Consider the following 23,944-nt stretch of genomic DNA (forward strand, 5'->3'; position numbering starts at 1 on the left):
ATCGGTACAGCACTGACAGCGGCCCTGACGGCTTCCGGCGCACCCCCGTGCCCGGACGGAATCCTTCGCTGTCGGTGGCGGCGGCTACCGTTGCGGCATGGCTGCCCGTACATCTCGCTCATCCGCCAAGGACCGGCCGTCCTACCGCTGCTCCGAGTGCGGCTGGACGACCGCGAAATGGCTCGGCCGGTGCCCCGAATGCCAGGCGTGGGGCACCGTCGAGGAGATGGGCGCGCCCGCCGTGCGGACCACCGCCGCCGGGCGGGTGTCGGCGGCCGCGCTGCCGATCGCGCAGGTCGACGGGCGGACGGCGACCGCGCGCAGTACCGGCGTGGACGAGCTGGACCGGGTCCTCGGCGGCGGGCTCGTGCCCGGCGCCGTCGTGCTGCTCGCCGGGGAACCGGGCGTCGGGAAGTCGACGCTGCTGCTGGACGTCGCGGCGAAGGCGGCGAGCGACGAGCACCGCACGCTGTACGTCACGGGTGAGGAGTCGGCGAGCCAGGTGCGGCTGCGCGCCGACCGGATCAACGCGCTGAGCGACCACCTCTACCTGGCCGCCGAGACCGATCTGTCCGCCGTGCTGGGACACCTGGACGCGGTGAAGCCCTCCCTCCTGATCCTGGACTCCGTACAGACCGTCGCCTCGCCCGAGATCGACGGCGCGCCCGGCGGGATGGCGCAGGTCCGCGAGGTGGCCGGCGCGCTGATCCGGGCGTCGAAGGAGCGCGGCATGTCCACGCTCCTCGTCGGTCACGTGACGAAGGAGGGGGCCATCGCCGGTCCCCGGCTGCTGGAGCACCTGGTGGACGTGGTGCTGAGCTTCGAGGGCGACCGGCACGCCCGGCTGCGGCTCGTGCGGGGGGTCAAGAACCGGTACGGCGCGACCGACGAGGTCGGCTGCTTCGAGCTGCACGACGAGGGGATCACCGGGCTCGCCGACCCCAGCGGGCTGTTCCTGACCCGCCGCGCCGAGGCCGTTCCCGGCACCTGCCTGACCGTGACCCTGGAGGGCAAGCGCCCGCTGGTCGCCGAGGTGCAGGCGCTGACGGTGGATTCGCAGATCCCCTCCCCGCGGCGCACCACCTCGGGTCTGGAGACCTCGCGCGTCTCGATGATGCTGGCGGTGCTGGAGCAGCGCGGCCGGATCACGGCGCTGGGCAAGCGCGACATCTACAGCGCGACGGTGGGCGGGGTGAAGCTCACCGAGCCCGCCGCCGACCTGGCGATCGCGCTCGCCCTGGCCTCCGCCGCCAGTGACGTGCCGCTCCCGAAGAACCTGGTGGCCATCGGGGAGGTCGGGCTGGCGGGCGAGGTGCGGCGCGTGACGGGCGTACAGCGGCGGCTCGCGGAGGCGCACCGGCTCGGGTTCACGCACGCGCTGGTGCCGTCCGACCCCGGGAAGGTGCCGGCCGGGATGAAGGTCATCGAGGTCGCGGACATGGGTGACGCGCTGCGGGTCCTGCCGCGCGGCCGGTCCCGTACGCCGGCGAGGGAGCGGGCCGCGGACTGAGGCTCGGCGCCCCGGCCGGGGCGCCCGTGCGGGGCCCTGCCGGGCCCCTCCTGGCCGAGCCACGGTGGGCCCGCAGCGCGCGCCGGTAGACTTCTGGGTGGTCCGCCCGGCCGGAGGCAGGCGGCGCAACCCGCGACCGGAGGAGTGCAGTGGCAGCCAAGGACGGGGCAGCAGCATCCGGGAAGTCCGGCGCGAGCTCCAAGCACGAGGCGTTGATGCGCGCCTCGCTGAGCGCGGTCGCCCCTGGTCAGCCGCTGCGTGACGGTCTCGAACGGATCGTTCGCGGCAACACCGGCGGGCTCATCGTCCTCGGCATGGACAAGACCGTCGACGCGATGTGCACCGGCGGTTTCGTGCTGGACGTGGAGTTCACCGCGACCCGGCTGCGCGAGCTGTGCAAGCTCGACGGCGCGCTCATCCTCGACAAGGACCTCACCAAGATCCTGCGGGCCGGCGTGCAGCTGGTGCCGGACGCCTCGATCCCGACGGAGGAGACGGGCACCCGTCACCGGACCGCGGACCGCGTCTCGAAGCAGTGCGGCTTCCCGGTGGTGTCGGTCTCCCAGTCCATGCGTCTGATCGCGCTGTACGTGGACGGTGAACGGCGCGTCCTGGAGGAGTCCGGGGCGATCCTGTCCCGCGCGAACCAGGCGCTGGCCACGCTGGAGCGGTACAAGCTGCGCCTCGACGAGGTCGCGGGCACGCTGTCGGCGCTGGAGATCGAGGACCTGGTCACGGTGCGCGACGTGACGGCGGTCGCGCAGCGGCTGGAAATGGTCCGCCGGATCGCGACCGAGATCGCCGAGTACGTGGTCGAACTGGGCACGGACGGGCGACTGCTGTCGCTCCAGCTGGACGAGCTGACGGTCGGGATCGAGCAGGAGCGGGAGCTGGTCATCCGGGACTACGTGCCGGAGCCGACGGCGAAGCGTTCCCGCACGGTGGACGAGGCGCTGGCCGAGCTGGACGCGCTGACCCACGCGGAGCTGCTGGAACTGCCGATCGTGGCCCGGGCGCTGGGGTACACCGGCTCGCCGGAGACCCTGGACTCGGCGGTGTCCCCGCGGGGCTACCGGCTGCTTGCGAAGATCCCCCGGCTGCCGGGGGCCATCATCGAGCGGCTGGTCGAGCACTTCGGCGGGCTGCAGAAGCTGCTGGCGGCCTCGGTGGACGACCTGCAGGCGGTGGACGGGGTCGGCGAGGCCCGGGCGCGCAGCGTCCGCGAGGGACTGTCCCGCCTGGCGGAGTCGTCCATCCTGGAACGCTACGTCTAGGGCGCGCCGTTGCCGGGGGCTCCGCCCCCGAACCCCCGCTCGGGCGGAGACCCGGGGTCAGTCCTGTTTCAGGACGAAGGAGGTCCGGGCCACCGGCATGCCCGGGGCCTTCACCTCGACCACGTACGTGTCCGGCCCCGCGGACCCCGCCGGGGGCGACTGGCACTGGTCGGGGGCGCTGAACCGCCGGTCCCAGTCCAGCGGCTGCCTCGTCTCGCCGCCCGCCGGGATGCGGAAGAAGGCGTTGCCCGGGCCCGTCGGGCAGTCCGCCGAGGACCAGACGGCCTTGCTGGTGGTCGCCTGGAGGATCGTCAGGACCGCCTGTTTCGGGCCGAGGTCGACCTTGCAGGTGCTGCCGGAGGTGTTGCGGGCGACAAGTTCGAGGCGGGGCTTCTCGTTCGCCTCGTACTCGTTCTTCACGCTCTTGATCTCCCACTGCAGCGCACCGGGCGCGCACGTGATCAGCGGTGAGTCCGCCGGGACCGCAGCCGAGCCGCCGGAGCTGCCCGAACCGCCGGAACCGGAGCCTCCGGACGCGCCCTTGCCGGCACCCGTGTCCCCGTTCTTGCCGCCGTCGCCCGAGCCGCCGCCGGAGCCCGTGGAGCCGCCGCCCGAGGACTCCGCGCGGCCGCCCGGGGCGGTGCCGATCGCGGGTCCCGTGCCGGAGGGGCCGGGGGTGATGGCGGTGACGGTGTCGGGGCCCTTCTGGCCCTTGCCGTTCGTACTCGTCCGGCCCCCACCGGAACTGACGGTCCATACGGCGAGGAGCGCGAGGAGCGCGACGACGGACGCCAGCACGGCCCTCCGTCGCCAGTAGATGGAGGAGGGGAGCGGCCCGACCGGATTGCGCAGAGATCCCACGAACGGAACCTTACGAGAATTCGCGGCGTGATCAGTGCCCCACATGCCGCGCAGCGGGCTCGATTTGCCGATGATCGGCTTGCGGGCGCGATCGGGCGCACGCCTGACGGATCGAATCCGGCCACGCACCTGACGTCCCGCTCACCTGCCCGTCAGTACCGTCGGTCACCATGGACAGCTCGGCTCTCTACCGCGACATCACCGGCTTCGCCCACTCCACCCCCGCCTGGACGCGGTCGGCGTTCGAGCTCTGGACCGAGTACGGGCTCCTTCTCTTCGGCCTGCTCTTCACAGCCGTCTGGTGGCGCTCGCGCGGGCGGGCCCCGGGGGCCGTGGGCGGCGCCCGCCCGGTGGCGCTCGCCGTCCTCGCGCCGCTCGCCACCGCGGCCGCCTACGTCGTGTCCGAGATCCTGAAGTCGGCCGTGGACGAGGAGCGGCCCTGCCGCGCCGTCGCCGGGGCCCCGGCCTCCCTCATCGCCTGCCCCGCGCCCGGGGACTGGTCCTTCCCGAGCAACCACGCCGCCATAGCGGGCGCCGCCGCCGTCGCGCTGGCCCTCGCCGTGCCCCGCCTGGCGCTCCTGACCGTGCCGCTCGCGCTGCTGATGGCCTTCTCCCGCGTCTACGTCGGCGTGCACTACCCGTACGACGTGGCGGCCGGCCTGCTGCTGGGCGGCTCCCTGGCCGCCGTCCTCGTCCTCGCTCTCACCCGCCCGGCCTGCGCGGTCATCACCGCCATGCGGGCGAGCGGCCTCCGCCCCGCCGTCTGGTTCACCGGCCCGGGCCCGACGACCTGACCCGAAACGTGCCAGGATGCCGTCTGCCATGACTGCTTCCGCTTCCGCATCCGCCGCCGCGTCCCCCGCCGCCCCGCACGCGCTGCACTCCCCCGTCATCGCGTGGTTCGACGAGCACGCCCGCGACCTGCCCTGGCGCCGCCCCGAGGCCGGCCCCTGGGGGGTCATGGTCAGCGAGTTCATGCTCCAGCAGACCCCCGTCAGCCGGGTCCTGCCGGTCTACGAGCAGTGGATCGCCCGCTGGCCGCGCCCCGCCGACCTGGCCGCCGAGGCCCCCGGGGAGGCCGTACGGGCCTGGGGGCGGCTCGGCTACCCGCGCCGGGCCCTGCGTCTGCACGGCGCGGCCGCGGCGATAACGGAGCGGCACGGGGGCGACGTACCGAGCGAGCACGCGCAGCTCCTCGCGCTGCCCGGGATCGGCGAGTACACGGCGGCCGCCGTGGCCTCCTTCGCCTACGGCCAACGGCACGCCGTGCTCGACACGAACGTGCGACGGGTCTTCGCCCGGGCCGCCACCGGGATCGAGTACCCGCCGAACGCCACCACGGCCGCCGAGCGGCGCCTGGCGAGGGAGCTGCTCCCGGAGGACGAGGAGACCGCAGCCCGCTGGGCGGCGGCCTCGATGGAGCTCGGCGCGCTCGTGTGCACGGCCAAGAACCCGGACTGCGCCCGCTGCCCGGTGGCCCGGCTGTGCGCCTGGCGGCTCGCCGGGAAGCCGGCCCACGAGGGACCGCCGCGGCGCGGGCAGACCTACGCGGGCACGGACCGGCAGGTGCGCGGCAGGCTGCTGGCCGTGCTCCGGGAGGCGGTGGGGCCCGTACCGCAGTCCGTGCTCGACACCGTCTGGGACGAGCCGGTGCAGCGGGCCCGGGCGCTGGACGGGCTGGTCTCGGACGGACTGGTGGAGCCGCTCGCGGGGTCCCTGTACCGGCTTCCGATGACGTGAGGGCGGTGCGTGGATGACCACCGGATGACTGCCGGGTGACCGCCGGGTGACGCGACGACGGGATCCGAAGGGGCGTCAGCAGCCTTGGCTGACGCAGTAGTAGTCGACTCAACCATTCCGCTTCCGCCGGGAAACCCCAGCTCACAGCCGCTGTTACACAACCTATGGGTGTCCGTGCGCCCACCGAGGTCTGGACCGCACAGTGCCGTGACAACCCCTCCGTACCTTCGGATCCGTAAGACAGCGGAGGAGCGGGCGGATGACAGCGGAGGCGGTTGAGATGGCGCACGGCGAGGTGCTCGGATTCGAGGAGTACGTACGCACCCGGCAGGACGCCCTCCTGCGCAGTGCCCGGCGCCTCGTCCCGGACCCCACGGACGCGCAGGACCTCCTGCAGACCGCACTCGTGCGCACCTACGGCCGCTGGGACGGCATCGCGGACAAGTCCCTCGCCGACGCCTACCTCCGCCGCGTCATGATCAACACCCGTACCGAGTGGTGGCGCGCCCGCAAGCTCGAAGAGGTCCCCACCGAGCAGCTGCCCGACGCCTCCGTCGAGGACGGCTCCGACCAGCGCGCCGACCGCGCGCTGCTGATGGACATCCTCAAGGTGCTGGCGCCCAAGCAGCGCAGTGTGGTCGTGCTGCGACACTGGGAGCAGATGAGCACCGAGGAGACCGCTGCCGCGCTCGGGATGTCTGCGGGTACGGTGAAGAGCACACTGCATCGCGCACTGGCCCGCCTCCGGCAGGAACTGGAGAGCCGGGACCTGGACATGCGCGCGCTGGAACGCGGTGACCACACCATCCGGTACGAGGGGCGTGAGCGGTGCGCGGCCTGAACGGCCACAACAGGGGTTCGACGGGCTTGCCCGGCAGTTCCCTGATCCTGATGTCGGCGGGGGCGATCGTCCTCGTCGGCACTGCCGTGTTCGCGGTCGGCTGCTCCACCGGCGGCACCGGCCTGCGCGACGGCGGCCCCGCCCGCAGCGATGCCGTGGCCAAGGCCGGTACGGCGGCACCGGCGGCGTCCACCTCGCCCACGGAGCCCGGGACCCCCTCCTCGTCCGGGGACGCGGAGGACCCCTCCTCGCCGTCCACCGCCCCCTTCGGGCAGGCCGTGCGGAAGGTCGACCCCGTCAAGCTCCTGATGGCGGACCCCAGGGTCAGCCCCGCGGTCAAGCGGGACCTCAAGCCCTGCTCGGGCAACGAGTACCCGGTGGACGTGAGCTACGGGAAGGTCACCGGCAACTCGGTCGCCGACCTCGTCGTCAACGTCCTGTCCTGCGCGGACGCGCTCGGCCGCGGCTCGTACGTGTACCGCTCGGAGGGCGGCAAGTACGAGAATGTGTTCTCGGACGAGCAGCCACCCCTGTACGCGGAGATCGACCGGGGCGATCTGGTGGTCACCAAGCAGGTCTACGCGAAGAGCGACGCGCTCGCGTATCCGTCGGGGGAGGACGTGATCACGTACCACTGGAACGGGGAGAAGTTCACCGAGCGGGACCGGGTCCACTCGGAGTACAGCAACGTGGTCGACGGCGGGGCCCAGCCGGCCCCGGCCATGACCCAGAAGAACTGAGGCGAGGCTTCCGCATGGCCGAGACCCATGTCCTGTTCGTCGAGGACGACGACGTCATCCGTGAGGCCACGACCCTGGCGCTGGAGCGCGACGGGTTCGTGGTCACCGCCATGCCCGACGGGCTGTCCGGTCTGGAGTCCTTCCGGGCGGACCGGCCCGACATCGCCCTGCTCGACGTGATGGTCCCCGGCATGGACGGCGTGAGCCTGTGCCGCCGCATCCGCGACGAGTCCACCGTCCCCGTGATCATGCTGTCGGCGCGCGCCGACTCCATCGACGTGGTGCTGGGCCTGGAGGCGGGCGCCGACGACTACGTCACCAAGCCCTTCGACGGCTCCGTGCTCGTCGCCCGCATCCGCGCGGTGCTGCGCCGCTTCGACCACTCCGGCGGCGACCGGAACGGCGGCCCGGCCGCCGACGGCGACGGCCGGGACGGGGAGCGCGGGGTGCTGTCCTTCGGTGACCTGGAGGTCGACACCGAAGGCATGGAGGTACGGAAGGCGGGCGCCCCGGTGGCCCTGACGCCGACCGAGATGCGGCTGCTGCTGGAGTTCTCCTCCGCGCCCGGCACCGTGCTCTCGCGCGACCGCCTGCTGGAGCGGGTCTGGGACTACGACTGGGGCGGCGACACCCGCGTCGTCGACGTCCACGTGCAGCGGCTGCGGACCAAGATCGGGCAGGACCGGATCGAAACGGTCCGGGGCTTCGGATACAAGCTGAAGGCATGAGACGGTTCACCCTCCGGACGGGGATCCGCTGGAAGATCACCCTCGCCATCGCTGCCGTCGGCGCGCTCACCGCCGTCGCACTGAGCCTGGTGGTGCACAGCGCTGCCCGGGTGTCGATGCTGGAGAGCGCCCGTGAGGTGCAGCTGGACCGCGTCCAGTTCATCTCCCGCAACACCGACTCGGGACGCCGTCCCATGATGGGCGCCAAGGTCAACGACCCCGAACTGCCCGCGCAGTTGCGCGAGAAGGCCCGTTCGGGGCGGCGGGGCACCTTCGTGCAGGAGAACCCGCACGGGCTGCCGGAGGTGTGGGCCGCCGTACCGCTCGGCAACGGGCAGGTGCTGTCGCTGCACACGCAGTTCCGGGAGAGCGCCAACATGGTGCGCGACCTGGACCGGGCCCTGGTCATCGGCTCCCTCGCCGTGGTCATCGGCGGCTCCGCGCTCGGCGTGCTCATCGGCGGGCAGATCTCGCGGCGGCTGCGCAAGGCGGCGGCCGCCGCCCAGCGGGTGGCGCACGGGGACCCGGAGGTGCGGGTGCGGGACGCGGTCGGGGGCGTCGTACGCGACGAGACCGACGATCTCGCACGGGCCGTGGACGCCATGGCCGACGCGCTGCAGCAGCGGCTGGAGGCGGAGCGGCGGGTCACCGCGGACATCGCGCACGAGCTGCGGACCCCGGTGACGGGGCTGCTCACGGCGGCGGAACTGCTGCCCCCGGGGCGTCCGACGGAGCTGGTGCGGGACCGGGCGCAGGCGCTGCGCGCGCTGGTCGAGGACGTACTGGAGGTGGCCCGGCTGGACAGCGCGTCCGAGCGGGCCGAGCTGCAGGACGTGGCGCTGGGCGAGTTCGTGACCCGGCGGGTGAAGGCGCTGATGCCGGAGGCCTCGGTACGGGTGGTCGCGGACGAGATCGTCAGCACCGACCCGCGGCGGCTGGAGCGGATCCTGGGGAACCTGCTGGCGAACGCGGCGCGGTACGGGCAGCCGCCGATCCAGGTCGACGTGGAGGGGCGGGTCGTCCGGGTCCGCGACCACGGCCCCGGCTTCCCGGAGGCCCTGTTGCGCGAAGGCCCGAGCCGCTTCCGTACGGGGTCCACGGACCGGGCGGGCGTGGGGCACGGGCTCGGGCTGACCATCGCGGAGGGGCAGGCACGGGTGCTGGGCGCACGGCTGACGTTCCGCAACGTGGCGGCTCCGGCGGTGGCCGGCGGGGCCGGGGCCGGCGGGGCGGCGGGCGCGGTGGCGGTCCTGTGGCTCCCGGAACACGCCCCCACGGCAACGGGCAGCTTCCCGGTGATCCAGATCCCGTGAGGCGCCACCCACGGCGCTCCGCGCCCCCGCCTCAAACGCTGGCGAGGCTGGAGTTCCCCAGCCCTGCCGACGCCTGAGGCACGAGCTCCGGGGCGGAGCCCCCGACCCAGCCCCGCCGGCGCTTGAGGCGCGGGGTCCGGGGCGGAGCCCCGGGGAACGGTGGAAGGGCGGGTAGGGGACCAGCCCCGCGCAGCGGCACCGTGCGGGGCGTTCGGCGCCCTGCCGGGGGGGACCCCAACGGCGCGGCGGCAGCAGGAGGCGGCCCGGGTTCGTGCCGCGCAGGCGTGTGGCGGCACCGGGCCTACGACCGTACGGGGCAGTGACTTAGCATCCCTGGCATGACCGACGGTACGAATCCTCCCAGCAGCCCGCAGCCCGAACCCGCCCCGGGGAGCGGCGGTTACGGGTTCCCGCCCCCGCAGGGCGGCGGTTACGGGTTCCCGCCCCCGCAGGGCGGTGGTTACGGCTACCCGCAGGGCGGTGGTTACGGCTACCCGCCGAACGAGCCCACAGCCGGTGGTTTCGGCCCGCCGCAGCCGTTCGCGCAGGGCCCGGACCAGGGGTTGCCGGTCATGCCCTCCGCCGATCAGCCGGACTGGGAGGCCATGGCAGACCGGTCGGCAGCCGAGCGGCGCAAGAAGCGGCTCTGGATGATCGGCGGCGGCGTGACCGTGCTGCTGCTGCTCGCCGGCGGCGGAACGTTCCTGCTGCTCAACGGCGACAAGTCCGGCGGCGACGACCCGAAGGACGTCGCCACCAACCCGCCCGCCTCGTCCGCGCCCGCCTCGCCCGACGCCGGTGAAGGTACGCCGAAGGCCTACTCCCCCACCGTCGCCAGCGACCCGTCGCTGCTCCGTGACAGCATCGGCAAGACCAGCATCCGCATGGGCCCCGAGGCCACCGTGCCCAAGGTGGGCGAACACTACGAACTCCGCCTCAAGGGCAACGCGAACTCGTACGCCCAGGCCACCGAGGCGGCCGTGGACACGACCAAGAGCTTCTCCCTCTCGGCCCGCGTCAACAACTACTCCGCCGCGAAGGGCGCGCACATCGCCTTCAGCCAGGGCACCGGAGAGTCGTTCTCGTTCGAGGTGGGCGCCGACGAGGTGAACGACAAGCCGGCGTGGGTGTTCCGCGTACGGACCACGGAGAAGGGCGCGAAGCCCACCATCGTGACCGTCGCCGCCGAGGGCGCCAAGACGCTCAAGACGACGACCGTGCTGACGGCCGTCCACGACGCCGAGAAGAAGACGATCGCCCTCTACGTGGAGGGAAAGAAGGCCGGCGAGGCCCAGATCCCGGGGATCTGGCAGAACGCCGGTCCGTTCCAGCTGGGCCGGGCCCGCCATGACAACACCTGGGTCGGCGCCTGGCAGGGCTCGATGAACTACATCCGGTTCTACGGAATGGCCTTCTCCCCGGAGCAGGCCGAGGCCTACCGCAAGGGCGAGCTCGACGCCGGGGCGAAGGCCACCGCGACCCATTTCTGGGTGATCGGCTGAATCAGACCGTGACGCCCGCGTTGCGCAGGAAGGCGACCGGGTTCACGGCCGAGCCGTAGTTCGGCGTGGTGCGGATCTCGAAGTGCAGGTGCGGGCCGCTGGAGTTGCCGGTGTTGCCGGACAGGGCGATCCGCTGGCCCTTGGCGACCTTCTGGCCGATCTTGACCTGGATCTTCGAGAGGTGCGCGTACTGGGAGTACGTGCTGTTGCCGTGCTTGATCACGATGGCGTTGCCGTAGGCCGGGCCGTCGCCGCCGCCGTTGGGGCCGGCCTTGACGACGACGCCCGCCGCGGCGGCGTCGACCGGGGTGCCGGACGGGACGGCGAAGTCCTGGCCGGAGTGCTTGTGGGCCCACATGCCGCCGGCCTGGGCGAAGGACGCGGACAGCGTGTACTTGGCGACGGGCTTCTCCCACGCGGCCTTGCCGGTCTGCGTCGTGTCGGCGAACGCGGCGGTCGTCCCGGCTCCCACGGCCAGCACGGCGCCGAGAGCGGTGGCGGTGACGGCGATACGGGTACGACGGGTGCTGACGCGCTTCGCGAACATGAACGGACCTCCGGGGCCGGGGACAAGGGCGGTGTCATGCCCGTCAGGGGCATGAAGTGACCCGGCACGATGAAGCGCATGCCGGGCTGGCCTCACCTTGGTAACCCGAGCTCCCGAACTTTCCCAAACATCCCTTTTACTACCCGGTGTCGTAGGAGGGGTCGGGCTCTGCGGCCTGTTGACTCGGCCCCGACCTGCGACAAAGGGCATCGGCCGAGGCGCATTGGATCTACGAATACGACTAGTACGTCCGATTTGTTCTGTGCGGCTTGTCACCGCAGGGGGACCTTCGGCAGGCCGGTCCGGGCCCTTCGGAGGGCAACGGAAAAGGGGCGGCCCCGGAACCGAAAGGTTCCGGGGCCGCCCCTTCTACCGCTCTCGCGTTACGCGCCCTTCGACAGGTCCGGGCCGGAGCCCGTGGCCTCGATCGGGGGGAGGTCGGGCAGGGCCGACTTCTCCTCGCCGCGGAAGGTGAACTTGGCTTCCTCGCCCTCACCCTCCTTGCCGACGACCACGATGTGACCGGGGCGCAGCTCGCCGAAGAGGATCTTCTCCGACAGCACGTCCTCGATCTCACGCTGGATGGTCCGGCGCAGCGGACGGGCACCCAGGATCGGGTCGTAGCCGCGCTTGGCGAGCAGGAGCTTGGCGTCGCCGCTCAGCTCGATGCCCATGTCGCGGTCCTTGAGGCGCTCGTCGACCTTGGCGATCATCAGGTCGACGATCTGGATGATGTCTTCCTCGGTGAGCTGGTGGAAGACGACCGTGTCGTCGACACGGTTGAGGAACTCGGGCCGGAAGTGCTGCTTGAGCTCTTCGTTGACCTTCGCCTTCATCCGCTCGTAGCCGGTCTTCGTGTCGCCCTGGGCCGCGAAGCCCAGGTTGAAGCCCTTCGAGATGTCCCTGGTACCCAGGTTGGTCGTCATGATGATGACCGTGTTCTTGAAGTCCACGACCCGGCCCTGGGAGTCGGTCAGACGACCGTCCTCCAGGATCTGGAGAAGGGAATTGAAGATATCCGGGTGGGCCTTCTCGACCTCGTCGAAGAGGACGACGGAGAACGGCTTCCGGCGCACCTTCTCGGTGAGCTGGCCACCCTCTTCGTAGCCCACGTAACCGGGGGGCGAGCCGAAGAGACGGGAAACCGTGTGCTTCTCGCTGAACTCCGACATGTCGAGGGAGATCAGCGCGTCCTCGTCGCCGAAGAGGAATTCGGCGAGCGTCTTGGAGAGCTCGGTCTTACCGACACCGGACGGACCGGCGAAGATGAACGAGCCACCCGGGCGCTTCGGGTCCTTCAGACCCGCACGGGTACGCCGGATCGCCTGGGAGAGCGCCTTGATGGCGTCCTTCTGGCCGATGACGCGGCGGTGGAGCTCGTCCTCCATGCGGAGCAGTCGCGAGGACTCCTCCTCGGTGAGCTTGAAGACGGGAATGCCGGTCGCGGTCGCGAGGACCTCGGCGATGAGCTCGCCGTCGACCTCGGCGACGACGTCCATGTCGCCGGCCTTCCATTCCTTCTCGCGCTTGGTCTTCGCCGCCAGCAGCTGCTTCTCCTTGTCACGGAGAGAAGCCGCCTTCTCGAAGTCCTGGGAGTCGATGGCCGACTCCTTGTCCCGGCGGACGGCCGCGATCTTCTCGTCGAACTCACGGAGGTCCGGCGGCGCGGTCATCCGGCGGATGCGCATCCGGGAGCCGGCCTCGTCGATCAGGTCGATCGCCTTGTCCGGGAGGAAGCGGTCCGAGATGTACCGGTCGGCCAGCGTCGCCGCCTGGACGAGGGCCTCGTCCGTGATGGAGACGCGGTGGTGGGCCTCGTAGCGGTCGCGCAGGCCCTTGAGGATCTCGATCGTGTGGGGGAGGGAAGGCTCCGCCACCTGAATCGGCTGGAAGCGGCGCTCGAGGGCCGCGTCCTTCTCGAGGTGCTTGCGGTACTCGTCGAGCGTCGTGGCACCGATGGTCTGCAGCTCACCACGGGCCAGCATGGGCTTGAGGATGCTGGCGGCGTCGATCGCGCCCTCGGCGGCACCCGCACCCACCAGGGTGTGGAGCTCGTCGATGAACAGGATGATGTCGCCGCGGGTGCGGATCTCCTTGAGCACCTTCTTCAGGCGCTCCTCGAAGTCACCGCGGTAGCGGGAACCGGCGACGAGGGCACCCAGGTCGAGCGTGTAGAGGTGCTTGTCCTTGAGGGTCTCGGGGACCTCACCCTTGACGATCGCCTGCGCCAGGCCCTCCACGACGGCGGTCTTGCCGACGCCGGGCTCGCCGATGAGGACCGGGTTGTTCTTCGTCCGGCGGGACAGCACCTGCATGACCCGCTCGATCTCCTTCTCGCGCCCGATGACCGGGTCGAGCTTGGATTCACGGGCAGCCTGGGTGAGGTTGCGGCCGAACTGGTCGAGGACCAGCGAGGTCGAGGGCGTGCCCTCGGCCGGGCCGCCGGCCGTGGCCGACTCCTTGCCGCCCCCGGTGTAACCGGAGAGCAGCTGGATGACCTGCTGCCGGACTCGGTTGAGATCGGCGCCCAGCTTCACGAGGACCTGGGCGGCGACGCCCTCGCCCTCGCGGATCAGGCCGAGCAGGATGTGCTCGGTGCCGATGTAGTTGTGGCCGAGCTGGAGGGCCTCGCGGAGCGACAGCTCCAGGACCTTCTTCGCCCGCGGGGTGAAGGGGATGTGGCCGGACGGGGCCTGCTGGCCCTGACCGATGATCTCCTCGACCTGCTGGCGAACAGCCTCGAGCGAAATCCCGAGGCTCTCCAGGGCCTTAGCGGCGACACCCTCACCCTCGTGGATCAGACCCAGAAGGATGTGCTCGGTGCCGATGTAGTTGTGGTTGAGCATCCGGGCTTCTTCCTGAGCCAGGACGACAACCCGCCGCGCGCGGTCGGTGAACCTCTCGAACATCGTTTATCGCTCCTCAGAGCGGTCGGGCAGTTCGGGGTCGGTCCCCGCCCTGTCCTTCCGCATGCTAGTCCCGCGGGGCGGGACAGCTCATTCCAACTGCCGACATCCGTCCACGGCTCACCCCCACGTCGGTGAGGAAAACCGGCTGTTAGAGCCGACTACTGCTCCAACTCGATGGTGCGAGACGATGTTCCCGCAGGCCAGGCAGATACCCGTCATGCGTGTACGCCGATGGCGAACGGAAGCCGTTCAAATCAGCGTGTCGCCCCGATCCACTAGGAATGTCTTACCCGTAAGGGCTGACACTCCATGCCGGTGGCACCGGTTCCCTCCGCTAAGGGCGAACACGGTTCCCTCCCGAATGCGGGACCCCGGCCGCACGGATGTTTACGTTCCGCATCGAAGTGAGTGCGGTGTGTCACCCCGACCGTAACCCGGGGCCGATTCGGGAGTTGCTCCGGACATGGCCGCAACCTCCGCCGGACCCCGTCCGGGGGGACCCCCTCCGCAGACGCCCGTGCCGACCGCCCCGCAGCCCGCCGGGGCCGTCCCCGCGCCGCGCGCGCCGTCCGGGCGGGAGACGTGCGCGGGCTGGTACGAGCGGGTTCTCGGGTGGACCGTGCTGGGCGCGGCGCCCGGCCGGCTCGCCACGGGGACCCGGTTCGACGTGCTGGAGCTGCCGTCCGACGCGGGGGCGGCGCTGCTGCGCAGGCCGGTCCCCACGGGCCCCGTCGCGCTGGCGGGAAGCCGGATGCACTTCCTGGTGGCCGCAGGGGGCGCGGAGGAGCTGGACGGGCTGCTCGACTGGCTGGAGTGGGGCGGGGTCGCCCTGGACCTGGCGGCCCTGGGCGCCGGCGGCCTGATCACCGCCCCGGCTCCGCCGGGGACGCCCCCCGGGAAAAGCCCTCGGGGGGCCGCCGTGTGGCTGCGACCCCCCGAGCAGGGGTGTGAGGCACTGCTGCCGGCCCTGCCCGGTCCCGGGCGGGCCGCCGGGCCCCCTCGGGGGCCCGATCTCGTACGCCTGGTGGCCGCGGCGGCGACGGAATGCCACCGGGCGCGCCTGCGGCGGCGTACGCCCCTACGGGAAGCCGCGGGTCAGCGGTTCTCGTAGGCCTCGCGGATGTCGGCCGGGACGCGGCCGCGGTCGTTGACGTTCAGCCCCTGGGCCTTGGCCCAGGCGCGGATCTCGGCGGTGTCCGTGCTGCCGGCCGTGGAGGCGGCGCGGGCCTTGGCGCCACGGGCGGCGGTGGCCCGGCCACCGGTACGGCGGCCGCCCTTGGTGTACGGGTCGAGCAGGCCGCGGAGCTTTTCAGCGTTGGCGGTGGTGAGGTCGATCTCGTAGGTCTTGCCATCCAGAGCGAACGTCACCGTCTCGTCCGCCTCGCCACCGTCGAGGTCGTCGACAAGAAGGACCTGAACCTTCTGTGCCACCGGGATTTCCTTTCATCGAAAAGCAGTACGCGGAAAGGAAACCGCTTTTGCCTGAAAAACACAAACCCCCGGGGAGAGGTTCAGGACCGCAAGGAGGCGGGAAACGTGCGCGATTCGGACATAGGCCACAGGCGGGCGGCGCACGGGAAAAACCACGGTGATCGATCAGAGGTGCAGAAGCATCCGACTGTTGCCCAAGGTGTTCGGCTTCACTCGTTCGAGACCGAGGAACTCGGCGACGCCCTCGTCATAGGAACGGAGCAGCTCCATGTAGACATCCGTCTCGACCGGCGTCTCGCCGATCTCGACGAACCCGTGCTTGCGGAAGAACTCGACTTCGAAGGTCAGGCAGAAAACCCGGCTCACGCCGACGTCGCGGGCCGTGCGCAACAACTGCTCCAGTACGCGATGGCCGACGCCGGCGCCCTTCAACTCGCGGTCGACGGCGAGAGTGCGCACTTCGGCGAGGTCTTCCCACATCACGTGGAGTGCGCCGCAGCCGACCACCTGTCCGTCCTCGACGCGTTCCGCGACCCAGAACTCCTGGATGTCCTCGTAAAGGACGACGGGCGCTTTGTCGAGCAGGATCCGCTGCTGCACGTACTGATCGAGCAGACGGCGCACCGCGCGGACATCACCGGTGCGGGCGCGGCGGATCGTCACTGTTTCTGCGGGCGCGGCGGATGCGGCGGAAAACTCTCCCATGCGACGGGACGCTATCGTCCCGGCTCCTCCGGCCGCTCGCCGGAGTCCCCTTCGGCTTCGGGCGCGGCGGGGGCCGTCTCGTCGTCGTGCTGGACGATGCGCACGGCGTCGCGGAGGGCTTCGCGCTGTTCCGCGGACATCATGCCGAAGAAGGCCACGAGAGCGGCGGCCGGGTTGTCGCTCGTCGACCACGCTTCGTTCATCAGTGCGGCCGAGTAGGCGGCGCGGGTGGAGACCGCCGTATATCGATAGGCGCGGCCTTCGGCTTCCCGGCGGACCCAGCCCTTCTGATGAAGATTGTCCATAACGGTCATGACCGTGGTGTAGGCGATGGACCGTTCCTGCTGGAGGTCTTCCAGTACTTCGCGAACGGTGACCGGGCGGTTCCACTGCCACACCCGCGTCATGACCGCGTCTTCGAGTTCTCCCAGGGGGCGAGGCACAACAGCACGATAGTGCGGATTGTGTGGAATTGCCCGGCTATTCGGGGAGCAACGCGCAGGAAAATCGGGCGCACGGCGGGTGTGGCCGTGCGCCGTCGCCCCTCGCGGGGAGCTGCCTAGGGGGTGTTGCGGAAGTCCTGTGCGGTGCCCGCGGTGTCCGGTGCGTGCTCTCGGCGTGCCGGGCGAAGGTCCTCGTACTGGGCGTACTCGGGGCTTCGGCCGGTGCGGCGAGAGTGCGTGCCGGGCGCCGTGGGCGCCGTGGGCGCCGTGCGGGACTTTCGCAACACCCCCTAGTTCTGCTGCTGGGTGGCGGCGGCCCGGGAGACCACGGCGTCGACCGCCGCGTCCTCCTTGGCCTTGTTCGCGCCGCCCTGGGTCTTCACGATCGTCCTGACCAGGGCGATGAAGAACGCGGCCATCACGGCGGGGGGCACGAGCGCGGAGACGTAGTCCATGCCGACAGCGTAGCTAGCCGGCGGCGCGGCCGGGGGCCGGGGGCGGCGGGGTGGGCTTGCGGCGGGGTGGGAAGACCTCGCCGGGGGTCGGGACCGGCTTCTGCGGCCGCGGCGGCTCCTTGGGCCGGGGCTCGGTGGAAGGCTTCGGCTCCTGGCCCCCGGCGAGCGCCAGCAGCCGCGTACGGGGGGCCGTCGACAGCCGGCGCCGTACGGAGCGCTCCGCGATCCCCTGGGCCCGGGCCAGCAGTGCGGCGGCGGCCGGGTTCGCCCGCAGGGCGCGCAGGGCGGCGAGGTCGTCGGGGCCTGGCTCGTAGCCGCCCGCGAGGGCGTCCTGGAGCAGTTCCAGGTACCCGGGGAGGCTGCCGGGCAGAGCGCCCCGGTAGCGGGCGAGGTCCGCCAGGAGGAACGCTCTGAGCCGGTCCGCCTCCTGGACCGCGTCGTCCAGCGACTGCGCGAGGCGCAGGCAGTCCTGGACCTCCGGGGCCGTGAGGGGGGCCGTGGCGGGCTGGAGGGCGTGGGCGAGGGAGCGCCGCAGCACGAGCAGTTCGGCAGCGCTGAACGCCATGCCGCCGCGGGATCCGTAGGGCGTGGGCATGGCCCGAAGATACGCGCTAATCGGACAAAATCCCCTCAGCGCGAAGGGTGCGGCGCGGCGGTTGGGCTATCCGGCTTCCTTCACGGCGCGGAGGAAATCGGCCCAGGCGGCCTGGGTCGTGGCGAGCACGAGGTGGGCCGGATCCGCGCGGTCCGCGACGCGCACGAGGGAGCCGGGGGTGGCGGAGACGTAGACGCACGTGTCTCCCTCGCCGCAGAACGAGGACTTCTGCCAGACGCTTGCCGCGGGCTGGACGGTCATGGTGTCTCCTCCGGTCCCAGGAATTCCCATCGGAGGGACGGTAACCCCGTGGCCGGAGTTCGCCGGTCGTTTTCGCGGAATTCGGTGATTCGCGAGCCGGTTCCGGGGGCGGTGGGCGGGGGTGGCGCTGCCCGGATCCGGCCCCGGCCCGCCCTTTCCCGTTTCCCGGGGCTCCGCCTTCCCGGGGCTCCTCCCCGGACCCCGGTCCTCGAACGCCGGACGGGCCGGATTCGCTACAGCCTCGCCGTGAAGTCCGCGACCGCGTCCGTCACGTCCGCCGCGGTCCAGGACAGGCCCGGGCCCGTAACCGTCACCTCCGTCATGGACACGCCCGGCACGACCGTCGGGGCCCACTGGCGGAACAGGACCCGGCCCGTCTCCCGCGCCGTGCGCAGCCCCGTCTCCGTCAGGTGGTCCGCCTCGAAGGGCAGCCAGACCTGGAACTGGTGGGTGTGCGGGACCTCCGGGTGGACCCGGGACCAGGCGGTGCCCGAGGCGGCGAGGGCCGCGCGCAGGGCGTCCGCGACCAGGCGGGCGTGGTCCACGTACGCCGGCAGGCGGGGCAGCTCGCGCTCCAGGCCCGCCAGGGCGGACAGCGCGGCGGGGAACTGGCGGAAGACGCGGCCGCCGTAGCGGTGGCGCCAGACCCTGGTCTCCTCGACGAAGTCGGCCGCTCCCGCCAGGCAGGCCCCGCTGAGCCCGCCGAGGGACTTGTAGAAGGACACGTACACGGAATCCGCCAGGGCGGCGATCTCGGGGAGCGGGCGGCCGAAGTGGACCGTGCTCTCCCACAGCCGGGCCCCGTCGAAGTGGACCGCCGCCTCCCGCTCGCGCGCCGCCTCCACCACCTCCTCCAGTTCCTCCCAGGTGGGCAGGAGGAAACCGGCGTCGCGCAGGGGCAGCTCCAGCATCAGCGTGCCGAAGGGTTCCGGGAGGGAGGCGACCTCCGCGGCCGTCGGCGGGCGGGGCTCCGTCGTCGGGTGCACCACCCGCAGCCCGGAGACGGCCGACAGCGCCTGCGCCTCCCACCGCTCGGGGTGGCTCATCGGATGCAGGGCGACGGCCGGGTTCCCGGTGCGGCCGGCCCAGCAGCGCAGGGCGATCTGCTGGGCCATGGTGCCGGAGGGGAAGAACGCGGCGTCCTCGGTGCCGAGCAGTTCCGCGACCCGGCGCTCCAGGGTGGCGACCACCCCGTCGCCGTACAGGTCGGCCTGTTCGTCCGGGTCGTGGGGGGCGTCCGCCAGCCCCGCCAGCAGCTCGCCCAGCGTGGCCTCCCACGGGCCGCGGCTCAGCGTCCGCTCCGCCCCCCGCCAGGCGGCCACCAGCCGCTGCTCGTACGCCTCGTCCTCGTTCTGATCGGCCATGGCCCCGATCATCGCCGACCGGGCGGCCGCGGCCCCAGGGGCTAGCATGGCGACGTATCGTCCGGTACCCCCCGCGGACTGGAACGGAAGGCCCTTCCCGCGTGAATCCATCACAGCAGCCGCGCCCCGCACGGCTCGCCGTCGGCGTCGTCGGAGCCGGTCGGGTCGGCCCCGCGCTGGCCCGTGCGCTCCAGCAGGCCGGGCACCGGCCCGTCGCCGTGTCCGGGGTCTCCGACGCGTCCGTGCGCCGGGCCGCCCGGATGCTGCCCGACGTGCCGCTCGTACCGCCCGCGCAGGTGCTGGAGCTGGCCGACCTGGTGCTGCTCACCGTGCCCGACGACGCGCTGCCGAAGCTCGTACAGGGGCTGGCCGAGACCGGCGCGGTCCGGCCCGGGCAGCTCCTCGTGCACACCTCCGGCCGGTACGGGACCTCCGTGCTCGACCCGGCCCGCCGGGCCGGGGCGCTGCCGCTGGCCCTGCACCCCGCGATGACCTTCACCGGCACCGAGGTCGACGTGCAGCGCCTGGCGGGCTGCTCCTTCGGCGTCACCGCTCCCGAGGAGCTGCGGCTCGCGGCCGAGGCGCTGGTCATCGAGATGGGCGGGGAGCCCGAGTGGATCGCGGAGGAGAACCGTCCGCTCTACCACGCCGGCCTGGCCCTGGGGGCGAACCACCTGGTCACCCTGGTCGCGCAGTCCATGGAGCTGCTGGGCAAGGCCGGGGTCGAACACCCCGACCGGATGCTCGGCCCGCTGCTCGGCGCGGCCCTGGACAACGCCCTGCGCTCCGGGGACGCCGCCCTGACCGGGCCGGTGGCCCGCGGTGACGCCGGTACGGTCGCCGCGCACGTCTCGGAGCTGCGCCGGCACGCACCGGGCACGGTCGCCGGTTACCTGGCGATGGCCCGTACGACCGCGGACCGGGCGCTCGCGCACGGTCTGCTCAAGCCCGAACTCGCCGAGGACCTGCTCGGCGTACTCGCCGACGCGGAGCCGGAAGGGGACAGCGCCCCATGAGCGAACTGCTGCTCGACACCGCCGAGGAGCTGCAGAAGCTCCCGCGGAACGGCCGCCGGGCCGTGGTGATGACCATGGGCGCCCTGCACGAGGGCCATGCCACCCTGATCCGCTCGGCGCGCGAGCTGGCCGGACCGGAGGGGCAGGTCGTCGTCACCGTTTTCGTCAATCCCCTGCAGTTCGGGGCGAACGAGGACCTGGACCGCTACCCCCGCACCCTCGACGCGGACCTCGTGATCGCCGAAGGGGCGGGCGCCGACGCGGTGTTCGCGCCCGCCGTCGACGAGGTCTACCCGGGCGGTGATCCGCAGGTGCGGATCACCGCGGGTCCGATGGGCGGGCGCCTCGAAGGGAGCACCCGTCCGGGGCACTTCGACGGGATGCTGACCGTCGTCGCGAAGCTGCTCCACCTGACCCGACCCGACGTGGCGCTCTTCGGCCAGAAGGACGCGCAGCAACTGGCGCTGATCCGGCGGATGGTGACGGACCTGAACTTCCCCGTCGAGGTGGTCGGCGTACCGACCGTCCGCGAGGAGGACGGGCTCGCGCTGTCGTCCCGCAACCGCTACCTCTCCCCCGCCGAGCGGCACACCGCCCTGGCCCTGTCGCGCGCCCTGTTCGCGGGGCAGGACCGGCTGGCCGCGCAGGCGGCGCTGCGGGCCCGCGCCGAGGCCGCCCCCGCCAGCGACGAACGGGCCACGGCCCTGGCCCGGCTGGGCGAGATCCGTGCCTCCGCCGACGCGCACGCCGTCTCGGCGGCGGGCGGCGGGCTGCCGGACGCGGTACGGGCCGCCGCGCGGCACGTGCTGGAGGAGGCGGGCCGGCACGAGCCTCCGCTCGTACTGGACTACCTGGCGCTGGTGGATCCGCGGGACTTCACCGACGTCGGCCCCGAGTTCACCGGGCAGGCCGTGCTGGCCGTCGCGGCGAAGGTGGGGGCGACCAGGCTGATCGACAACATTCCATTGGAGTTCGGAGCGCACACGTGAGCACCCCAGGCAGAGCCGTCCCGTCGGGCGGCGCAGAAGCGGGCGCGGGGACCGGCATACGGCTGCACGCGCCGGCCCCCGGCTGGGCCGTCGAAGCCGACGTCGTGGTCGTCGGTTCGGGCGTCGCGGGTCTGACCGCGGCGCTGCGCTGCGCCGCCGCCGGCCGCCGTACGGTCGTGGTCACCAAGGCCAGGCTCGACGACGGTTCCACCCGCTGGGCCCAGGGCGGCATCGCCGCGGCCCTCGGCGAGGGGGACACCCCCGAGCAGCACCTCGACGACACGCTGGTCGCGGGGGCGGGCCTGTGCGACGAGGAGGCCGTACGGCTGCTCGTCACCGAGGGCCCGGGCGCGGTGCGCCGGCTGATCGAGGCGGGCGCCGTCTTCGACACCTCCGCGCAGACCGGGGAGATAGAGCTGACCCGGGAGGGCGGCCACCACCGGCGCCGGATCGCGCACGCGGGCGGCGACGCCACCGGCGCGGAGATCTCGCGGGCGCTCGTCGAGGCCGTGCACGCGGCGGGCATAGAGACGGTGGAGAACGCCCTCGTACTGGACCTGCTCCAGGACGCGGAGGGCCGGACGGCCGGGGTGACCCTGCACGTCATGGGCGAGGGCCAGCACGACGGGGTCGGCGCCGTCCACGCACCGGCCGTGATCCTCGCGACGGGCGGCATGGGCCAGGTGTTCTCCGCGACGACCAACCCGTCGGTGTCCACGGGCGACGGGGTCGCGCTCGCCCTGCGGGCCGGGGCCGAGGTCTCCGACCTGGAGTTCGTGCAGTTCCACCCGACGGTGCTGTTCCTGGGTCCCGACGCCGAGGGCCAGCAGCCCCTCGTCTCGGAGGCGGTCCGCGGCGAGGGCGCGTACCTCGTCGACGCGGACGGGGTGCGCTTCATGGTGGGCCAGCACGAACTGGCCGAGCTGGCGCCGCGCGACATCGTCGCCAAGGGGATCACGCGCCGCATGCTGGAGCAGGGCGCCCAGCACATGTACCTGGACGCCCGGCACTTCGGCGCCGAGATGTGGGAGCAGCGCTTCCCCACCATCCTGGCCGCCTGCCGCTCGCACGGCATCGACCCGGTGACCGAGCCGATCCCGGTCGCGCCCGCCGCGCACTACGCGTCGGGCGGCGTACGGACGGACCTGCACGGCCGGACCACCGTCCCCGGCCTGTACGCCTGCGGTGAGGTCGCCTGCACGGGCGTGCACGGCGCGAACCGGCTGGCCTCCAACTCCCTGCTGGAGGGGCTGGTCTTCGCCGAGCGCATCGCCGAGGACATCGCCCGCAACGCGCCCTCGGGCAGCGGCCCGGGCGTGCCGGTCCCCGCGACCGGCCCGCTGCAGCCGGCGGTGGCCCGGTACGAGATCCAGCGGATCATGACGGAGGGCGCGGGCGTGCTGCGCTCGGCCGAGTCGCTGCGCACGGCGGCCGAGTCCCTCGAAGCGCTGTACGCGACCGCCCTCGGCGAGCTGGAGGCGCACGGCAAGACCGCCGAGCCGGGTGTGGACACCTGGGAGGCGACGAACCTGCTGTGCGTGGCGCGGGTGCTGGTCGCCGCCGCCGAGCGGCGGGTGGAGACCCGCGGCTGCCACTGGCGCGAGGACCACCCGGACCGGGACGACGCCGCCTGGCGCCGCCACCTCGTGGTGCGGCTGTCCCGGGCCGAGCGGCGGGCCCTGGTCGTGACCCCCACCGAATCCGCGGACTTCCCGTCCGTGACCCACCCCCTGAGCCTGGAGCAGTGACCGTGAGCACCCCCGAACTTCCCCTGATCGACCAGAACGACGGCGGCTGCGGCGACGACTGCGCCTGCGGCGACGGCGAGGAGACCGGCCTGGACCCGGCGCTGGCCCAGCTGCTGGTGGACGCGGGCCTCGACCCGATCGAGGTCGAGGACATCGCCCACATGGCGCTCTCCGAGGACCTCGACGGCGGGGTCGACGTGACCACCGTGGCCACCGTCCCCGAGGACGCCGAGGCCGTCGCCGACTTCGTCGCGCGCGAGAACGGCGTCGTGGCGGGCCTGCGCATCGCCGAGGCCGTGTTCTCCGTGGTCTGCACGGAGGCCTTCGAGGTGGAGCGGCACGCGGAGGACGGCGACACCGTCGAGGCCGGCCAGCTGCTGCTGTCCGTGCGCTCCCGCACCCGCGACCTGCTGACGGCCGAGCGCAGCGCGCTGAACATCCTGTGCCGCCTGTCCGGCATCGCGACGGCCACCCGCCGCTGGGCCGACGTCCTCGACGGCACGTCGGCGAAGGTCCGCGACACCCGCAAGACCACCCCCGGGCTGCGCGCCCTGGAGAAGTACGCGGTGCGCTGCGGCGGCGGCGTCAACCACCGCATGTCGCTGTCGGACGCGGCGCTGGTGAAGGACAACCACGTGGTGGCCGCGGGCGGCGTGGCGCAGGCCTTCAAGGCCGTACGGGAGGCCTTCCCGGAGGTCCCGATCGAGGTCGAGGTCGACAACCTGGAGCAGATCGGCGAGGTCCTGGAGGCGGGCGCGGACCTGATCCTGCTGGACAACTTCACGGTGGAGCAGACCGCCGAGGCCGTGGCCCTGGTCGCGGGCCGCGCGGTGCTGGAGTCCTCGGGCCGCCTGACGCTGGACACCGCCCGGGCGTACGCCGAGACGGGCGTTGACTACCTGGCCGTCGGCGGGCTGACCCACTCCTCGCCGATCCTGGACATCGGCCTCGACCTGCGCGAGGCGGTGTAAC

The 23,944-nt window shown here is 72.5% G+C and carries 24 protein-coding genes; 14 read left to right on the forward strand and 10 right to left on the reverse strand.

Annotated elements, in window-relative coordinates; translation table 11 throughout:
* Positions 1-97: 97 nt before the first annotated feature.
* A complete protein-coding gene (gene radA / locus ACZ6Y1_RS25515) occupies positions 98-1,510 on the forward strand; it encodes a DNA repair protein RadA (RefSeq protein ID WP_469634128.1) in 1,413 nt (470 codons plus the stop codon).
* Between the two features lie 149 nt (positions 1,511-1,659).
* Positions 1,660-2,784, forward strand: a complete 1,125-nt coding sequence (gene disA / locus ACZ6Y1_RS25520; protein WP_469634131.1) for a DNA integrity scanning diadenylate cyclase DisA — start codon at positions 1,660-1,662, stop codon at positions 2,782-2,784.
* A 57-nt stretch (positions 2,785-2,841) separates the two neighbouring features.
* On the opposite strand, the gene ACZ6Y1_RS25525 is transcribed toward disA, so the two are convergent.
* Positions 2,842-3,645: a hypothetical protein gene (locus ACZ6Y1_RS25525; protein ID WP_469634134.1), complete on the reverse strand. Its 804-nt coding sequence runs from the start codon at positions 3,643-3,645 to the stop codon at positions 2,842-2,844.
* Between the two features lie 170 nt (positions 3,646-3,815).
* Here ACZ6Y1_RS25525 and ACZ6Y1_RS25530 point away from each other — a divergent pair, with 170 nt between their 5' ends.
* From ACZ6Y1_RS25530 to ACZ6Y1_RS25560, 7 genes are all read left to right on the forward strand, one after another.
* Positions 3,816-4,439, forward strand: a complete 624-nt coding sequence (locus ACZ6Y1_RS25530; RefSeq protein ID WP_469634137.1) for a phosphatase PAP2 family protein — start codon at positions 3,816-3,818, stop codon at positions 4,437-4,439.
* 28 nt (positions 4,440-4,467) lie between these two features.
* Positions 4,468-5,385, forward strand: a complete 918-nt coding sequence (locus ACZ6Y1_RS25535; protein ID WP_469634140.1) for an HhH-GPD family protein — start codon at positions 4,468-4,470, stop codon at positions 5,383-5,385.
* Between the two features lie 280 nt (positions 5,386-5,665).
* Complete coding sequence (locus ACZ6Y1_RS25540; RefSeq protein ID WP_385331266.1) at positions 5,666-6,226, forward strand: SigE family RNA polymerase sigma factor; 561 nt, start codon at positions 5,666-5,668, stop codon at positions 6,224-6,226.
* Between the two features lie 50 nt (positions 6,227-6,276).
* On the forward strand, positions 6,277-6,966 hold the full coding sequence (locus ACZ6Y1_RS25545) for a hypothetical protein (protein ID WP_469634520.1): 690 nt from the start codon (positions 6,277-6,279) through the stop codon (positions 6,964-6,966).
* A gap of 14 nt (positions 6,967-6,980) precedes the next feature.
* A complete protein-coding gene (gene cseB / locus ACZ6Y1_RS25550) occupies positions 6,981-7,694 on the forward strand; it encodes a two-component system response regulator CseB (RefSeq protein WP_469634143.1) in 714 nt (237 codons plus the stop codon).
* On the forward strand, positions 7,691-9,007 hold the full coding sequence (gene cseC / locus ACZ6Y1_RS25555; protein ID WP_469634146.1) for a two-component system sensor histidine kinase CseC: 1,317 nt from the start codon (positions 7,691-7,693) through the stop codon (positions 9,005-9,007). Before cseB ends, cseC begins: the two co-directional genes overlap by 4 nt.
* Before the next feature lie 338 nt (positions 9,008-9,345).
* Complete coding sequence (locus tag ACZ6Y1_RS25560) at positions 9,346-10,509, forward strand: LamG-like jellyroll fold domain-containing protein (protein WP_469634149.1); 1,164 nt, start codon at positions 9,346-9,348, stop codon at positions 10,507-10,509.
* Position 10,510: 1 nt separating this feature from the next.
* Here the strand turns inward: ACZ6Y1_RS25560 and ACZ6Y1_RS25565 are convergent, their stop codons facing one another.
* Together ACZ6Y1_RS25565 and ACZ6Y1_RS25570 are read right to left on the reverse strand one after the other, a co-directional pair.
* Positions 10,511-11,056 carry a M23 family metallopeptidase gene (locus ACZ6Y1_RS25565; protein ID WP_469634152.1) on the reverse strand — a complete coding sequence of 182 codons (546 nt, stop codon included), beginning with the start codon at positions 11,054-11,056 and terminating at the stop codon, positions 10,511-10,513.
* Positions 11,057-11,439: 383 nt separating this feature from the next.
* Entirely contained in the window at positions 11,440-13,965 is a 2,526-nt protein-coding gene (locus tag ACZ6Y1_RS25570) for an ATP-dependent Clp protease ATP-binding subunit (protein ID WP_183066669.1), read from the reverse strand.
* A gap of 463 nt (positions 13,966-14,428) precedes the next feature.
* Between ACZ6Y1_RS25570 and ACZ6Y1_RS25575 the strand changes: the two genes are divergently transcribed.
* Positions 14,429-15,076 (forward strand): SCO3374 family protein, encoded by a 648-nt coding sequence (locus ACZ6Y1_RS25575; RefSeq protein ID WP_469634155.1) that lies wholly within the window; start codon positions 14,429-14,431, stop codon positions 15,074-15,076.
* On the opposite strand, the gene ACZ6Y1_RS25580 is transcribed toward ACZ6Y1_RS25575, so the two are convergent.
* From ACZ6Y1_RS25580 to ACZ6Y1_RS25610, 7 genes are all read right to left on the reverse strand, one after another.
* Complete coding sequence (locus ACZ6Y1_RS25580; RefSeq protein WP_469634158.1) at positions 15,061-15,396, reverse strand: histone-like nucleoid-structuring protein Lsr2; 336 nt, start codon at positions 15,394-15,396, stop codon at positions 15,061-15,063. The two genes, ACZ6Y1_RS25575 and ACZ6Y1_RS25580, sit on opposite strands and share 16 nt — an antisense overlap.
* Positions 15,397-15,561: 165 nt before the next feature.
* Positions 15,562-16,101: an amino-acid N-acetyltransferase gene (locus ACZ6Y1_RS25585; RefSeq protein WP_469634161.1), complete on the reverse strand. Its 540-nt coding sequence runs from the start codon at positions 16,099-16,101 to the stop codon at positions 15,562-15,564.
* A gap of 11 nt (positions 16,102-16,112) precedes the next feature.
* Positions 16,113-16,544 (reverse strand): BlaI/MecI/CopY family transcriptional regulator, encoded by a 432-nt coding sequence (locus ACZ6Y1_RS25590; RefSeq protein ID WP_384582212.1) that lies wholly within the window; start codon positions 16,542-16,544, stop codon positions 16,113-16,115.
* A gap of 290 nt (positions 16,545-16,834) precedes the next feature.
* Positions 16,835-16,999 (reverse strand): hypothetical protein, encoded by a 165-nt coding sequence (locus ACZ6Y1_RS25595; protein WP_469634165.1) that lies wholly within the window; start codon positions 16,997-16,999, stop codon positions 16,835-16,837.
* Between the two features lie 13 nt (positions 17,000-17,012).
* On the reverse strand, positions 17,013-17,594 hold the full coding sequence (locus ACZ6Y1_RS25600) for a hypothetical protein (RefSeq protein WP_469634168.1): 582 nt from the start codon (positions 17,592-17,594) through the stop codon (positions 17,013-17,015).
* Between the two features lie 66 nt (positions 17,595-17,660).
* The gene (locus ACZ6Y1_RS25605) at positions 17,661-17,855 is read right to left on the reverse strand and encodes a DUF397 domain-containing protein (RefSeq protein ID WP_469634171.1); all 195 of its coding nucleotides are present in this window, start codon (positions 17,853-17,855) and stop codon (positions 17,661-17,663) included.
* A gap of 233 nt (positions 17,856-18,088) precedes the next feature.
* A complete protein-coding gene (locus ACZ6Y1_RS25610) occupies positions 18,089-19,219 on the reverse strand; it encodes a threonine aldolase family protein (protein WP_469634174.1) in 1,131 nt (376 codons plus the stop codon).
* Between the two features lie 101 nt (positions 19,220-19,320).
* On the opposite strand from ACZ6Y1_RS25610, the gene ACZ6Y1_RS25615 reads away from it, so the two are divergent.
* From ACZ6Y1_RS25615 to nadC, 4 genes are read left to right on the forward strand one after another with little or no spacing between them, the layout of a single operon-like run.
* Entirely contained in the window at positions 19,321-20,235 is a 915-nt protein-coding gene (locus ACZ6Y1_RS25615) for a Rossmann-like and DUF2520 domain-containing protein (protein ID WP_469634177.1), read from the forward strand.
* Positions 20,232-21,224 (forward strand): pantoate--beta-alanine ligase, encoded by a 993-nt coding sequence (gene panC / locus ACZ6Y1_RS25620; RefSeq protein ID WP_469634180.1) that lies wholly within the window; start codon positions 20,232-20,234, stop codon positions 21,222-21,224. The genes ACZ6Y1_RS25615 and panC overlap by 4 nt, the downstream gene beginning before the upstream one ends.
* Complete coding sequence (locus ACZ6Y1_RS25625; RefSeq protein WP_469634183.1) at positions 21,221-22,972, forward strand: L-aspartate oxidase; 1,752 nt, start codon at positions 21,221-21,223, stop codon at positions 22,970-22,972. The genes panC and ACZ6Y1_RS25625 overlap by 4 nt, the downstream gene beginning before the upstream one ends.
* A gap of 2 nt (positions 22,973-22,974) precedes the next feature.
* Positions 22,975-23,943, forward strand: a complete 969-nt coding sequence (nadC, locus tag ACZ6Y1_RS25630) for a carboxylating nicotinate-nucleotide diphosphorylase (RefSeq protein ID WP_469634523.1) — start codon at positions 22,975-22,977, stop codon at positions 23,941-23,943.
* Position 23,944 lies beyond the last annotated feature (1 nt).

Source organism: Streptomyces sp. NPDC053432 (genome assembly GCF_055585365.1).